This is a genomic window from Cytobacillus spartinae, assembly GCF_042865285.1.
Lineage (GTDB): Bacteria > Bacillota > Bacilli > Bacillales > Cytobacillaceae > Robertmurraya_A > Robertmurraya_A spartinae.
The window spans coordinates 39,417-54,601 of the sequence record NZ_JBIACK010000007.1; the positions used below are offsets into that span (position 1 = coordinate 39,417).

The 15,185-nt window shown below is 37.8% G+C and carries 16 protein-coding genes; 3 read left to right on the top strand and 13 right to left on the bottom strand.

Annotated features, from left to right (window positions below):
• Positions 1-272: 272 nt before the first annotated feature.
• Positions 273-644 (bottom strand): single-stranded DNA-binding protein, encoded by a 372-nt coding sequence (gene ssb / locus ACFYKX_RS14470; RefSeq protein ID WP_389361771.1) that lies wholly within the window; start codon positions 642-644, stop codon positions 273-275.
• Positions 645-907: 263 nt separating this feature from the next.
• Between ssb and ACFYKX_RS14475 the strand changes: the two genes are divergently transcribed.
• Positions 908-1,363: a YwpF-like family protein gene (locus ACFYKX_RS14475; RefSeq protein WP_389361772.1), complete on the top strand. Its 456-nt coding sequence runs from the start codon at positions 908-910 to the stop codon at positions 1,361-1,363.
• Positions 1,364-1,455: 92 nt separating this feature from the next.
• On the opposite strand, the gene ACFYKX_RS14480 is transcribed toward ACFYKX_RS14475, so the two are convergent.
• The 12 genes from ACFYKX_RS14480 to ACFYKX_RS14535 form a co-directional block, all read right to left on the bottom strand.
• Positions 1,456-1,764: a hypothetical protein gene (locus ACFYKX_RS14480; protein ID WP_389361773.1), complete on the bottom strand. Its 309-nt coding sequence runs from the start codon at positions 1,762-1,764 to the stop codon at positions 1,456-1,458.
• A gap of 195 nt (positions 1,765-1,959) precedes the next feature.
• Complete coding sequence (fabZ, locus tag ACFYKX_RS14485) at positions 1,960-2,394, bottom strand: 3-hydroxyacyl-ACP dehydratase FabZ (RefSeq protein ID WP_389361774.1); 435 nt, start codon at positions 2,392-2,394, stop codon at positions 1,960-1,962.
• A gap of 75 nt (positions 2,395-2,469) precedes the next feature.
• Entirely contained in the window at positions 2,470-3,072 is a 603-nt protein-coding gene (locus tag ACFYKX_RS14490; RefSeq protein WP_389361775.1) for a response regulator, read from the bottom strand.
• Positions 3,069-4,190 (bottom strand): sensor histidine kinase, encoded by a 1,122-nt coding sequence (locus ACFYKX_RS14495; protein ID WP_389361776.1) that lies wholly within the window; start codon positions 4,188-4,190, stop codon positions 3,069-3,071. Before ACFYKX_RS14495 ends, ACFYKX_RS14490 begins: the two co-directional genes overlap by 4 nt.
• Before the next feature lies 1 nt (position 4,191).
• Entirely contained in the window at positions 4,192-4,932 is a 741-nt protein-coding gene (locus tag ACFYKX_RS14500) for an ABC transporter permease (protein ID WP_389361777.1), read from the bottom strand.
• A gap of 1 nt (position 4,933) precedes the next feature.
• Positions 4,934-5,836: an ABC transporter ATP-binding protein gene (locus tag ACFYKX_RS14505; RefSeq protein WP_389361778.1), complete on the bottom strand. Its 903-nt coding sequence runs from the start codon at positions 5,834-5,836 to the stop codon at positions 4,934-4,936.
• A 746-nt stretch (positions 5,837-6,582) separates the two neighbouring features.
• Positions 6,583-6,864 carry a DNA-directed RNA polymerase subunit beta gene (locus ACFYKX_RS14510; protein WP_389361779.1) on the bottom strand — a complete coding sequence of 94 codons (282 nt, stop codon included), beginning with the start codon at positions 6,862-6,864 and terminating at the stop codon, positions 6,583-6,585.
• 14 nt (positions 6,865-6,878) lie between these two features.
• Complete coding sequence (locus ACFYKX_RS14515) at positions 6,879-7,721, bottom strand: flagellar hook-basal body protein (RefSeq protein ID WP_389361780.1); 843 nt, start codon at positions 7,719-7,721, stop codon at positions 6,879-6,881.
• 38 nt (positions 7,722-7,759) lie between these two features.
• Positions 7,760-8,596 (bottom strand): flagellar hook-basal body protein, encoded by an 837-nt coding sequence (locus tag ACFYKX_RS14520; RefSeq protein WP_389361967.1) that lies wholly within the window; start codon positions 8,594-8,596, stop codon positions 7,760-7,762.
• Positions 8,597-8,813: 217 nt separating this feature from the next.
• Complete coding sequence (gene mreB / locus ACFYKX_RS14525; protein WP_389361781.1) at positions 8,814-9,815, bottom strand: rod shape-determining protein; 1,002 nt, start codon at positions 9,813-9,815, stop codon at positions 8,814-8,816.
• Positions 9,816-10,215: 400 nt separating this feature from the next.
• On the bottom strand, positions 10,216-10,488 hold the full coding sequence (gene spoIIID, locus ACFYKX_RS14530; RefSeq protein ID WP_389361782.1) for a sporulation transcriptional regulator SpoIIID: 273 nt from the start codon (positions 10,486-10,488) through the stop codon (positions 10,216-10,218).
• Positions 10,489-10,896: 408 nt separating this feature from the next.
• Positions 10,897-12,258, bottom strand: a complete 1,362-nt coding sequence (locus ACFYKX_RS14535) for a hypothetical protein (protein WP_389361783.1) — start codon at positions 12,256-12,258, stop codon at positions 10,897-10,899.
• 221 nt (positions 12,259-12,479) lie between these two features.
• Between ACFYKX_RS14535 and ACFYKX_RS14540 the strand changes: the two genes are divergently transcribed.
• Together ACFYKX_RS14540 and ACFYKX_RS14545 are read left to right on the top strand one after the other, a co-directional pair.
• Positions 12,480-13,193: an EAL domain-containing protein gene (locus ACFYKX_RS14540; RefSeq protein WP_389361784.1), complete on the top strand. Its 714-nt coding sequence runs from the start codon at positions 12,480-12,482 to the stop codon at positions 13,191-13,193.
• Between the two features lie 39 nt (positions 13,194-13,232).
• Positions 13,233-14,996 carry a methyl-accepting chemotaxis protein gene (locus tag ACFYKX_RS14545; protein ID WP_389361785.1) on the top strand — a complete coding sequence of 588 codons (1,764 nt, stop codon included), beginning with the start codon at positions 13,233-13,235 and terminating at the stop codon, positions 14,994-14,996.
• Positions 14,997-15,185 lie beyond the last annotated feature (189 nt).

Genomic DNA, 15,185 nt, shown 5'->3' on the forward strand with positions numbered 1-15,185 from the left:
TTATCGTTCCAAATGTGGGGGTTGGGGGACCGATTTGATTCTCTCTATAAAGGGTACCTGCGTGGCTAAGGAGGAATATAGTTAAAATTAATTTATTCTGTGATTGCTTGAATGTATGGAGCTTTTCCCAGGAGGTCTATTTTCATGAAGATAATTTTCGAGTTCGAATACTCGACTTTGGAGTTTTTCAATCATATCGTGTGATTTCCCAACAAGGGTTATTAATCGCTCTACGATCAATTCGATGCTTTTTTCCCTTTCGCAAGGGTTACTCAAGAGATGGCCACCTCCTTATTTTCAGCTTCTTGAATAGTATCTTGCCCTGGTTTTTTACCGATAAATCTGACTGATTCAGCAACTACTTCAGTTACATAGACTTTCTTGCCTTCTTGGTTTTCATAATTCCTTGTATGAATTCTCCCTGTGATCCCTATCAGAGATCCTTTCTTGCAGTATAGCGCGGTATTTTCTGCTGTTTTTCTCCATAATGTACAGTGAACGAAATCGGCATCAATATCTCCTTGGGTATTTCGAAAATTCCGGTTAACCGCTAATGTGACGCTTACTACAGAGATTCCCTCTTGGGTTACCTTAAGTTCAGGGTCCTTCGTTAATCTTCCAACGAGTATAACTTGATTGATCATATTTTTTACTCCTTTCTACTTGATAAGCCAATCATACTTTGTGCAAGCCTTCACGTAAAATCGAGAAAATTGAATTTTTAGCCATTTTGCACCCTGAAAATTGGATTTTTCTCTAGGGGAAAATCGGATTTTCAAGATTAATAATAGATAGATTTTTCTAATGTCGATAGTTCGACAAATATTTTTCGACAAAACTTTGTAAAATTGCTTTGGGTTATGAGTATGTTATAATTTACAAAAAGGAATGAACGGGAGGTAATACGATGAAGACTTTCAAATTAATCTCTATGCAAGTTTTCAAAGGTGATGATGTAACAGATATTGAATTAAGCGACGGACTGATCATTAATAAAGAAGACGAGCATAACACGTGGTTAATGGAAGTTTACTTAACAAACTCCTACTTTGACTTTTTTCAAAATGCATTAGAAAAGAACATTGAACTCACTGTCCAAGTGGTCATATCGAAAAAGGAGAATGACCCGGCGACCTTTCAAACGAAAGTAAAGTCCGTTAAGAAGATTAATAGCCATATTAGCATTCTTTTAGAAGGAACATTAAAAAAAGCAAAGAGTGATTACGCAGAGCTTTTATTGAACGAGCTTCTTAAAAGTGGATTGGTCGGTGAGGAATTACTTTCTGAATTTAAATCAAAGATGATTAGTAGGCCGAGACTTGTTTTTAAAGATAAAGAACCTGAGGCACCTAGTAATAAATAACAAGAGGCTGTAAAACCCCTATAATCGGGTTGTTTACAGCCTTTTCTTTGTTTCTAAATTTAATTGGACAGGATTACCCCGCCCCTTGTCTTTTAATTATCTGTATTGTCTTGGTCCTGCATATCGTTTTGATCTTCTGCGATTTCTTCTTCAGGAGTATTTTCGTCTTCCATTATGTCACCATCATTTTCGGTGTTTTGGTCAGCCGTTTCATCTCCGCCGTTTGTACCATTTTCGTCATCAACCACACCATCATCATCTACCATACCGTCTTCATCGACGTTGCCATTCTCTTCTGTCATGTCATCCTCTGGAGGCGGCTCTTGATCTGTTGCACATCCAGCTAATAACATAGCAGAAAGAACTGAACCACAAATTAGTGCTAAAAGCTTTTTATTCATAATAACAACTCCTTTCAATAATTGTTCATTTTGACCTGTAAAGGGTCTGATGTTATATTGCCCAAATACAGCAATTATTTGCATAAAATGAAAAAATCAATGAAAAGAAATTTTGTCGAGAAATTCGAATAAGCCAGTCACTTGAATGACTAGCTTGGATCCTTTTGAAACAACTATTTAACAACTTAAGTAACGTTATTCCTTCTTTGCCCCTAAAGCAAACATAATTTCAGTTTCTACCGCTACTTCTCCATCAACCGTCGCAATTCCTTTTCCTTTTCCGAATGAGCCACGGACACGGGTCATTTCAACCTCTAAGCGAAGCTGATCCCCTGGTTTTACTTGCCTTTTAATTCGACAATTGTCGATTCCAGTGAAGAAAGCAAGTCTGCCTCTGTTTTCTTCTTTCTTTAGCATGGCAACAGCACCGACCTGTGCTAAAGCTTCGATAATCAGTACTCCCGGCATAACTGGATAATCAGGAAAATGTCCGTTGAAAAACTCTTCGTTTGCCGTTACATTTTTAATACCAATCGCTCTAACGCCTTCTTCAATTTCTAAAATTTTATCAACAAGTAAAAAAGGATAGCGGTGTGGAATGATTTCTTTAATCTCATTAATGTCCATCATTATAATTAGTACCTCCTACTAATACTAGGTTTTATTATATTGTATCGGAAGGAGGATAGGTGTGCAAGAATTAGATTAGATCCACCCTTTTTCTTGTGCGGTGGCAATGGCTTCAATCCGATTTTTCACCTGTAATTTACTAATAATCTCAGACATATAGTTTCTCACGGTTCCTGAAGATAAATAGAGTTGTGATGAGATCTCCTTAGCCGTCTTTCCTTCTGCCACAAGCCTTAATACCTCCTGCTCTCGTTCTGTGAGAGGATTATCTTCTTTAAAGCTTCCAAAAATTAATTCAGGGGCAAATTCTCTTTTTCCTCTCATGACATTTCGAATGGTCTCAGCTAGATCATCACTAGAGCCGTCCTTTAACATATAACCATGAACACCAGCTTTTACAGCCCGTTCAAAATATCCGGGACGAGCAAACGTGGTAAGAATGATAATTTTACAAGAGGATCCTCCTGTTTTTAACATTTCTGCTACTTCTAAACCTGACTTGACTGGCATCTCTATATCCATTAAACAAACATCTGGCTGCAATGTAAGAATAGCTTTTAGGGCTTCGTCTCCATTCTCTACCTGTGCAATGACCTCGATGTCATCCTCTAAATCAAGCAAAGATCCAAGAGCTCCTCTTAGCATTCTCTGATCTTCGGCAATTATAATTCTTATCAAAAGCCAACACCTGCTTCTCTTTCTTTTATAATGACAGGAACGGATATGATGAGCTTAGCTCCCTTTTGATCAGATAAACTTACCGTGCCATCAATCAGATCTAGCCTTTCGCCCATTCCCTTTAATCCGTTTCCATCTTTATTATTTTTATCAATCCCGATGCCATCATCTTTTACAATGATTTTAATATTTGAGACCTCGTGAATGATTTCAATTCGACAACGGGATGCCTTGCTATGCTTTACTACATTTGTAACTGCCTCCCGTAGACACATGCTTAAAATGTTTTGTGTCAAATGGGGGACGTTAGGAAGACTTGTATCCCCAACTATTTCTAGCGTAATCCCTGCTGATTGTAGGATGTTCTGAGTCTCAATTAGCTCCTCAGCAATCGTAATGGCCCTCATATCGGATACAAGTTCTCTGACCTGGGCCAACGCTGAACGTGATGTTCTTTCCATCTCCTTCGCTTCAAGCTTTGCGCGTTCAGGATTCTTCGTTACCAACTTTCCAACAAGTTGGCTTTTTAACGTTAGTAAAGACAGAGTGTGGCCTAACGTATCATGAAGGTCGCGGGCTATCCTCATTCTTTCCTCACGCTTCACGAGTTCTTTTATTTGCTCATTTGCTTCATCTAATTTCCGTTCGAGCTCCATCCGACTATTCATCGAGCGAATCCCAAATGGTGACACAATCATAATAATGATGAAGGGTACAAAATAGAATAAATTTCTTGGTAAAAGATTATCAAGGTGAATTAATAATGGGGTGACGATTGTTAGGGCAAACAGTCCGAGTGCACGGTAAAATACTTTTTTATCTTCGTACCAGCCAATAAAGTTTGCAGGGAAAAATCCTAGAAATAAATTGTTTATGTTATAAAAAATCGATAGACATAAGATGATTCCGACTTGAAGTACTAGCCAATAAGTAAACTTTTTCTCTCCTAAAGAGAAATAAAGCTGGCGATAAGTCACTAAGAAGGCTAGTAGCATTGCGTATCCAATCGCCATTTTTATTCCATTCTCTAGACTAATATAATAGCCTGGCATAAATAGATAGACTAGAAATACGTATGGAAAAAATCCAAACCTTCTAGGAAAAATCTCAACTTTCATGTTACACCGTCGCTTCCTGTTTTCTCCTAATATAACTAGATAATACCATGAACAGGATTAAATAAGCGCTTAAAATTAGGATATTCATCCATTCAGGACTTCCACCACGAATGATTTCCCATGCGCCATTTCCTAAATTAAAGGATGGTAACCACTTTGCAATATCTTGAATGATACTCGGCATGATTTCGATTGGCATCCATAATCCACCTGTTATGGCGAGTAGCATGTAAATCACATTGCTCACTCCGGATGCTGTATCGACTCTTTTCATTGTTCCTACGAGGGTTCCTAAAGCTAAAAATGGTAAAGATCCACCAAGAATCCATAACCCGCTCATCACCCATTCGTACAGGGATAAACTTACCCCATTGATGATAGCTCCTGAAGCAAAAATTACAACAATTGATAGAACATGAATCAACGTTTGCCCGACCATTTTAGCGAAGAAATAGGCGTTCTCGGATAGCGGTGTGACCTTCATAAACATAGACCATCCTTGGGTTCTTTCTTCTACTAATCTAATCCCAAGTGTCATAATCGCTGACCCCATTACACTAAAGATCGTCATCGACATTAAGTAATGTGCTTGCCATTCCGTTTCGTTCTCCATCCCAGAGTTAAAAATTTTTGTGAAGATGACGTAAAATAAAATCGGCATAAATAGTGACCAAAAAACATAATAGGGATTCCTCATGATTCTAATGATTTCTACTTTACATTGCATCGTAAGTGCATTCATTTTATATGGCCTCCTTGCTTGCTTCTGTTAATTGCTCAAACGCTTCGTCTAGACGTCCTTGTTCAATTTGAACAGCAGAAATCTGAAGCTTTTTTTCAAAAAGGTATGCTAAAACAAGATCTGTATTTTCAGCTACCACATGTGTGCGATGATCCTTTGTGAAGACCTCCGTTACACCACTAAGATTTCGTAGTTCTTCAATAGGAATTTCTTGGTTCGACTGAAAGCTAACTGACTGTTTAGAAAGCCTTCTCTTAATCTCTTTCGGTGTCCCTTCAGCCACGACTGATCCTTTATGGAATAATAGGATTCGCTCTGCAATATCATCCGCTTCTTGTAGATAATGTGTTGTAAAAATAATCGTTTTCCCTTGTTCCTTTAAGGTACTAATCGTATTCCAGAACATCTTTCTTGATGTAATGTCCATGCCGACTGTCGGTTCATCAAAGAATAGTAAATCTGGATTCCCCGCGAGTGCAAGCGCAAATGCCAGCCTTCTTTTCTGCCCACCTGAAAGTTTATTTGCTCTCTTTTTCAGTTCATCCTCTTGGAAACCTGTAATTTGTACAAGTTCTTCAAATCCAAGTGGCTTTGGATAATAGCTTCTGAACAATTGAATGACTTCACTGACCTTTAAGGCATCAATGACGCTTACTTCCTGAAGCATGGCGCCTATCTTTTCTCGGACACTCTTTGTTCTTGGATTTTCGTTAAATAGTTTAATATCGCCGCTTGTTTGTTCGAGCAAGCCTAGCATCATAAGTAAAGTCGTCGTTTTCCCCGCTCCATTTGGACCAAGGATGGCAACAACCTCCCCTTTCTTAATAGAAAATGAGACTTGATCAACCGCTACTTTATCTTTAAATTGTTTGGATACATTCTGAAGTGATAAAATTTCGTTCAATGTTTCCACCTCCGTGATTTCTTACTTTTATTATAAGTTGGTGGAAAATGATGGATTAGTGGTTGATGTCATGAATGTGGGGTGACATTTGTCATGAGTTAATTTTGGGGAATAGGGGATTTCGTAGGGCTCTACCTTAGTTTTGAAAGGGGGGAGATGAAAAAAGAGCGGGAGATTGTCTGAAGTTGGAATAACTTCGGACTAGAGTAGTTGTGAAATTGTGTGTTTCTGCCTGAAGTCAAGCCCACTTCGGACTGCACCAGCTGTGAATGGTTTATTACTGTTCGAAGGCGAACACACTTCGGACTGCAGTAGCTGTGAATAGTGCTTTACTGTCCGAAGGCAAGCACACTTCGGATTATACCTAGCTGTGAATAGCGTATTACTGTCCGAAGGCAAGCACACTTCGGACTGCACCAGCTGTGAATGGTTTATTACTGTTCGAAGGCGAACCCACTTCGGACTGCACCTAGCTGTGAATAGTATATTACTGTCCGAAGGCAAGCCCACTTCGGACTGTACCTAGCTGTGAATAGTATATTACTGTCCGAAGGCGAATCCACTATCGGACTGTACTAACTGCAAAAAGGGATTCTACTGTCCGAAGTAATATTAAACGTCAAGTCTGATCTAATTACTTTGCTGTCCGGCTTACGGCCAACATACAAAAAGTAATCATCACTAAATACTGCTTAACACAGACAACAAAAAAAGCCGATAACCCCAAGGTTACCAGCCCATTACACTTATTTTTCCTTATTCACTAATTCCATAATGTGAGTCCAAGTTGATTTTTCAAAAATATCCTTAGCTTCTCCCTCACCCATAACACTGTAGCCGACCATGGCCCCGAGAATTACACTCGCAACTAATAAAACAGCAACAATGAAAACCTTGAGCCATATTGGAATTAAACGAACGCGAATTCGTTTTCTTTTTGAGCTCAACGTTTCCTTCTGTTCTTCTTTTTGTTTTTTTAGCTGTTCCCGAGTTTGGGCAGCTTCCTTGTCATTGTTGTTTAAAGCCATTGTTTATACCCCTTTTAACGAATTCCGTTAACTAGCCCCATCATCTGATCTGCAATCGTGATGGACCTTGATTGAAACTGATAGGAACGCTGAACATTAATAAGCTCTGTCATTTCCTTTGACATGTCAACATTGGATTGTTCAAGAGCGCCTTGGCGAATACCAATTTGATCACGTAATGGACCAACTAATTCTGTAAAAATGTCCTCTATCGGTACATTTAAACCTTCAAAATTTGCTGGAAGGCCATAGAGATTGTTTCCTTTTTGCTCTAAAAACTGAGGTTTGTTCACTTGAACAACTCCCAGGTTATATACTTGGTTTTCTCCGTCACTCATGGTAACCGTAAGCTGTCCATTTTCACTAATCGAATAATCCTTTGGTTCGCCATTTATGACAATAGGATTATCATTTTCATCTAAGATTGGGTTTCCGTCTCCTGTGACTAGAAGAAGCTCATTCTCTCCTAATGGAGATAAATGGAAAGCACCATCTCTAGTATATAATATATCATTTCCGTTTTCACTCTGCACTACCACTTTATACAATTGGCCTTCTTGGATAAATGAAGTGTCTAACGGTCTATCGGTTTGTTTAATACTTCCTTGTGCCATAACTAGCTGTGCTTGAGCAAGTTTCGCACCAGTTCCCTGGCGAATTCCATTAGGCGTTAAGCGGTTCGCTTCATCATTCACATTCGGCTGATTATTAAATTGCTGATACAACAATTCCGTAAACGTCGCTTCTCTTCTTTTAAAACCGTTTGTGTCAATATTGGCCATATTGTTCGAAATCATGTCCATTTGTTTTTGGAGCTGCGTAAGCGTATTTGTTGCCGTTATCATCGTACGATTCATATTTATTTCCTCCTTCCTGATAAAAATCTAATTATCTATTATAAACGTCCAATTTCGTTTGCGGCTTTTTCCATACTTTTATCATAGGCTTGTAAAACCTTTTGGTTCGCTTCAAACGCTCGATACGCTGTTAACATATCGGTCATTGTTCGGCTTACATCAACATTTGAGCGTTCTAGTGCTCCCTGTTGTAATCTAAACTGGATACCTGCTTCATTATAAGCATTTGCAAGTGGGTTTCCGTCCTCTGTTCGGAACAGGCCATCCCCTTCTTTCACCAGTTGATAAGGATTTGCTGCAAAGCCAACACCTAAACGCGCCACTTCTCCGTTTGCTCCTGTTAACTGACCATTTTCACCTACCGAAAATTGATCATTCGCAAGTTGAATCGTATTCCCTTGTTCATCTAATACATAGTGTCCACTAGCCGTTGTTAAAAAGCCTTGTCCATCTAAGGTAAAGTCTCCATTTCGAGTATAGCGAACTTCTCCTGTTGGGCCTTGAACCGTATAAAACACAGACCCATTCACTCCATTTTCTTCATTAGGTGGCATATTAATATCGATCAACGCAATATCTGTTCGTTGATCGGTTGTGTTTAACGCCCCTTGAATATAATTCGGCATGACTTCCTGCATGTACACACCCGTATTGATAGGACCTATGGTTTTATTAAAAGGCAGGTTTAATCCCTTTTCTGTCGGTACCGATTGCGATTCAAACCTTTGTAGCAACATTTCAGGAAACGCTCTTAAGGAAGATTGGTCCGCCTTAAAGCCTGGCGTATTCGCGTTTGCCATATTATTTGTTAGCATATCCGTTCTGCGTTGCTGCGTAATCATTCCCGATGCCACTGTATAAAAGCCTCTGAACATCATACCACCTCTTTCAACAAGCAATTTTCTGTTATATATGAATGAATAAATTCTTTATGTAAAAAAACATACTATACTCTATTATAAGAAAAATTTGCCGAATAAACATTAAGTTTTTTAAGAAAATGGACTATTTCTGTAGATTTATGTCTTAACATGGAGTATTTTACACAAAAAAACAGACACCCACTGCTTCGGGTGCCTGCTCTTACTATTTTTACCCCATTTTACGTCTAGGTAATTTATCGATATTATCTAACATAATTCCTGTTCCGATTGCTACACAATCCATTGGATTCTCAGCTACTAAGACAGGAACTTTTAATTCTTCAGAAAGGAGCATGTCAATTCCGTGTAAAAGTGCTCCGCCTCCTGTTAAGATAACACCTCGGTCGATGATGTCTGCAGAAAGTTCTGGTGGTGTTCGTTCCAATACGCTTTTCGCTGCTTGTACAATAACAGCGACTGATTCACGTAGTGCAAGCTCAATCTCCTCAGAACCGACGGTAATCGTTCTAGGTAATCCAGTTACCATGTCACGACCGCGGATCTCCATTTCTTCATTTCGTGATCCTGGGAACACCGTTGCAATACTGATTTTAATATTCTCAGCAGTACGCTCCCCAATCAACAGTTTATATTGGCGCTTTATGTAATGAAGAATTTCATTATCAAATTTGTCGCCGGCCATTTTTATGGAGGAAGAAGTTACGATATCACCCATTGATAATACTGCAACATCGGTTGTTCCTCCTCCGATATCTACAACCATGTTTCCACTTGGCATAAAAATGTCCATACCTGCGCCAATGGCAGCAACCTTTGGCTCTTCTTCTAAATACACTTTTTTACCACCGCTTTTTTCAGCAGCTTCCTTAATGGCTTTTTGCTCAACACTCGTAATGTTTGTTGGACAGCATATCAAAATACGTGGCTTTGATAAGAAGCCTTTTACATTTAACTTGTTAATAAAATGCTTTAACATCGCTTCTGTCACATCAAAGTCAGCAATCACTCCATCTTTTAATGGACGGATCGCCACAATGTTTCCTGGCGTACGACCGACCATTCGTCTTGCTTCCTCACCTACTGCTAGAACCCTGTTCGTATTCTTATCTATTGCCACAACAGATGGCTCATTTAAAACAATTCCACGGCCTTTTACATGAATTAGTACGTTTGCTGTACCTAAATCAATTCCAATATCCCTAGCGAACATTCTCTTCTTTTCCTCCTCGACATGGTCACGTTCTATTCGAAAGCGCCTTTTAAGCGGCCTAAGATCATCTTGTAGTGTGTTTAATGTTATAGTTAAGTGCTGTATCCACTTTTTGTTGTGTTAGCGCTACTCGCACAGAAAGTATCAATTTCCTTTACGAACTATGCTGTTTCCTAATAGATTATTTTATCACACTTGTTAAAAATAAAATAATCTTTTGTCAAAAAGTGTGGATTTTTTGCAAAATTTGTCTAATGAGAGGCTTTTTTCGCTTAATAGAGTGACACATACCATGGTGAAGGATCACGAATTTGACCCATTCATCAAAAACTTCGTGTTCCTTCCCAAACTAATCTTACGTAATAACCAAAAGGAAAGAGAAAAGATTTAAATCTTGGATTTATTGGACAGGCTCACCTTCTAATTCTTCTTTTTTATATTTCATTTTCGTAGCTTCTCCACCTCTTAAGTGGCGGATCGATTTATGGTAGTCTAAAATTTCCTTCACTTCATTTGCTAGCTCTGGGTTTATTTCAGGAAGCCTTTCTGTTAGATCTTTATGGACTGTACTTTTGGATACGCCAAACTCCTTCGCAATTACGCGAACTGTTTTTTTCGTCTCCACGATATACTTTCCAATCTTGATAGTTCTCTCTTTGATGTAATCGTGCACACCACTCGCCCTCCCTAAATTGGATGTGAGAAGTGTGAAATGAGACTCGCTTTTCGCTTCGTCGAAATACTGGTATTCCGCATGGTATCTACAATGGTATTCATAAAGGTATAGGTATTGTTACAGTGCGGCAGAAAGCATTTGCCTTCTGATCTTACAAGGATTATACATGTCCCCAACTAAATCTCCGTTATGTTCCAAACGATTCCTCACCTCAAACACTCTCTTTGTAGGTTTGTAACATTTTATTAGGGGAGTGGACGATATATGCACGAAAAACGCAATAGGGACAAGGTATCACGAAAGTTTTTTGAAAATTGGACAGATTCCACGGGAAACTAGGGATTATAGAAGGTTTTCAAAAAAATATAAAAAAATCCCCTGCCGCAAGAGTGACAGGGGTTCGATTTAAAATTTAAACGTCGGCAAAACAAGCTCATGGAAGTAAGTAAACAAGAATCGGTGTTGCAGGTGATTATGGTACACCTCTAAAGCTTCCATTTCCATATTAGCACTTTGATTGAGTTTACTAATCTCATAAATAATATCTGCTTTTAAAAAGCCATCGTACTCTTTATCCAGAGTGTCAAGTGCAAGCTTGAATAACTCTAATACCTTATTTTTATCCTGCGTGTATTGGAGAGTGTACTTTCCTTCAAAGAAGAGGTTACGAGCTTCTAATAAATGATGTTGAATCCCACTTAATAAAACTCTTGAAACACTAAATAATTGTTCCATATAAGGCTGGTCTTCATGATTCTTTAAACATAGATAAATCGCCAGTTGAAGAATGGTTAGTTTCTTCTCCTTATTAGAATCCCCTTCTAAAAAAAACTGTAAATCACCTATAGAACTTTCCTTTAGCTTTTTTAACAGCGATGTATTGATAGGATCCTTTGCTGTACCAATCGTATAAACAGCAAGAGCCCATCCGAGAAGGATTTGGTCTGGATCGCCTACATCCTGCCACTTAACTCTTAATGCTAAAATTTCATCTTTTAGCCCTTGAACAGGTTCTTCTTCCAATAGCTTTATTAAAAATTTTATATATAACACTTCTATAGAATGAATAGCAGTAAGGTTTACACTGTTAATATTTCTTAGCGCATTATAATTTGATCCAAGATACAAATAGATGATGGAGCGATTATAGTAGTTTTTATCCCGTTCTTCTTTTGTTACTGTAGGACTATCTTTTGAAAGCTCTAACCCTTTATCTAAGTAATAGAGACTCTTCGTTACCTTTTTGGAAGTGAAATAGATCCCACCTAATGCGTTACAGGCCCTAATTTTTAAAGTTAAATTGTAGGAATTCTCCTCTTCCTCTTCTATAACCTTCACAAAGTTATTTATAGCCTGTTCAAACTCTAGCATTTTCATGTATACGTAACCGGACAGAAAATAATAGTCAATGAACCGATTAGGGACCTGGTACTCGGTGATTTTCAGTTTAAAGTTCTCTAACGTACTTTTTGCATACGTCCAATCTTCAATTCCTATTAAGTCACCAATTTTCACTTTCATATAATCTAGTTCAGAAAGTTTTTCTGAAATATCAGGATCCGCAAAGTAACTTATCGGCATATCTAGTTTTTCGCAAAACAATTGTAATTCTTCATCTTTAATTGGCTGGCGTCCATTTTCAATATTACTCATTTTCCCTACGGAACAAATACCCTCTGCTAGTTCACCTAAAGTCATCTGTCTCTTTTTTCTAACTAGTCTTATCTTTTCTCCAATTTGGTTATGTCTAGGTAAAGTCGTTGTCATATATACCTGCCTAAAGATTTATTATTTTTGTACATAATTTACCATGATATGACAACTTTAATCTACTAATATGCTACATAAATCAAAATATTGAAATTTTTGTGAACTTTTTTTGAATAACTGATTGAATATTTCCATTACTTTGGTATAATTTGTCTTACAATGTCAAATGTAGAACATTAGAACTAGATATACATAACTAAATTAGGAGATTTGTACCCATGCATGCTTTAGAGATTAGGGATATAGTACGATATAAAAATTTCTTTAATGAGTACCAACCACTTTGGGACCTTGAAAAAAATTCAATTTTTGCTTATGAAGCTTTCATAAGGTCTAAACAAGCACTTAATCCGGTAACTCTATTTCAGGAAGCTAGAAACAATAGATGCTTATATGAACTTGATACGAGTTCCATATCCAATGCTATATCTGAATTTCCCGTTACTTGTTTGAACGAGCACTTCTTATTCTTAAATATTTTTCCTTCAACGATCATACACCCAGACTTCCCTATCTTTATAAAACGTTTATTAAACAACTATCCAAGCATTAAAAATAGAGTAGTATTCGAAATTAATGAGGATTCAAATGAAGAACCATACTGGACATTAGATATGTTCAGTTTAAGGCTAAAGTTTTTGAAAGCAAAGGGGTTTAAGATTGCTTTTGACGACTTTGTATTAACTGATTTATCTCTTAAAAAAATAACTGAATATTCTCCAAATTATATTAAGTTAGACCGTAGCTTTTCAGATGGTTTACCTAACTCAACAGAAAAGCAGAATAAAATTCACTCTCTTCTAGCAAAAATGAAAAAGGAAATGAAGCTTGTACTTGAAGGGATTGAGAAAGAGGAGGAATTGCAAGCAGCCAAAAATCTTGGGATACCCCTATTACAAGGGTACTATATTTCACGTCCAAAGAGATTATAAAAAGATCATCAATAAATTAGGGATAAAGGGGAAATAGAGATGAAACGTATTTTTAAAATGAAAGGGCTTACAGCTAAAATCTTAATCTTAAACTTTGTTATTCTTTTGCTCGTTTCCGTTTCTTTTGGAACCATTAGTTATAATTTTGCTAAAAATCAGCTCGTTGAAGCAGGGATCACAGATTTACAACATTCAGTAAACGGTGCAATCGCTATTTTAGGTCAATTAGACAACCAGGTTCAAAGTGGTGAAATAAGCCTTGAGGAAGCGCAGTCGATTGCTGCTAGTTACATAGCAGGTCCTCCTACAACTGAGAACCTCAGAGATTTTACAAAGGCAGCATTTTTATATAAAACTCAGGGCTATATGTTTGCCTTTGATAGCAATGCTATCGGGACGGCACATCCAAAGGGATTAGAAGGAAATGATAATTCTAAAGTACAGGATGCAGCTGGAAACTATTTAATTGTAGATATGATTAATATGTCTAAAAATGAGAATCCTGAAGATCGAATTCACATTTATGATTGGATGAATAAGGGAGAAACGGTAACTCGAGAAAAAATCGCCTATATGTCATATTATGAACCATGGGACTGGATGGTAGGAATTGGTGCTTACACTGAAGAATTCTATGAAAACCTAGGCGCACTAAAGCTTATATCTGTTTTAATTAGCGCCGTTACACTTGTTTTAGGAACTATTATCTACTATATCTTTATTCGTAGTTATTTAAGAAAGATAAAATCGTTGAATGAGAGTGCGAAGGAAATCGCAGATGGTAATCTGGCGGTAGAAGTACAAGAATATAAATCAAATGATGAGATTGGCGAGCTATCGGTTTCCTTTAAAGAAATGGCCCGAACCATCCGTGCATTATTAGAGCAAGTACATGTGTCCAGTGAGCAAGTTGCTGCATCATCTGAACAGTTATCTGCTAGTGCTGAGCAAACAAAGCTAGCTACTAATGAAGTAACAATCGCTATGCAGTCAATCGCCTCCTCTAATGAAACACAAGTAAGAAGTATTGAGGATGGTACAAAGTCTCTAAAAGATATGGCAAAAGGCATAAGTGAGGTAGCTGAAATGGCTACTTCAGTTTCACAGTCCTCCACTTCTGCTGCGAATGAGGCAGAACATGGTCATAAAATTATTCAAAAAGTGGTTGACCAAATGAACACCATTACTCACTCTGTTAGCAACTCATCGGATGTAGTAAAGAAATTAGAGGGCAGATCAGCAGAGATTGGTCAAATTATTCAAGTAATCACTGGTATTTCAGAACAAACCAATCTACTAGCATTAAATGCAGCCATAGAAGCTGCTAGAGCTGGTGAACATGGGAAAGGTTTTGCCGTTGTTGCAGATGAGGTTAGGAAACTAGCAGAAGAATCGAAGAAATCAGCAACTCTAATATCAGAACTGATTAAAGAAATCCAGTTTGATTCTTCAAAGGCCATGGAAGCCATGTCTAAAGGGACGAGCGATGTTCATGAAGGAGTTGAGATCGTGAACGAAGCCGGAGAGCTATTTGAGAATATACTAGCGTCTGTTAAAAATGTTACCGACCAAATCCAGAAGGTTTCCGCTTCAACAGAACTTGCGCATGAGAACGCCATGAAGGTAAAAGAAACAATAGAATTAATCGAAGACGTTGCAAGACAAACGTCAGCCAATTCACAGAACGTAGCTTCTTCATCAGAAGAACAACTAGCATCGATGGAAGAGATTTCATCATCCTCCGATTCTTTAAGCCATATGGCACAGGATTTACGAGAACTTGTTCAAAAGTTTAGATTATAAGTCGATCAAAAAAAGGCTAATCCGTTATTGGATTAGCCTCTTTTATTGGGTACTATGAGAATTCTCTAAATTAAAACTACAAATTTATAGCTTTAGAACTATCTCTTTTCACGGGACTTTTTTCTAATCATTCTACTAAAATGGGTACATTTTCTACTCGTTACTTGAGACCATGTCCTCCTCATAATA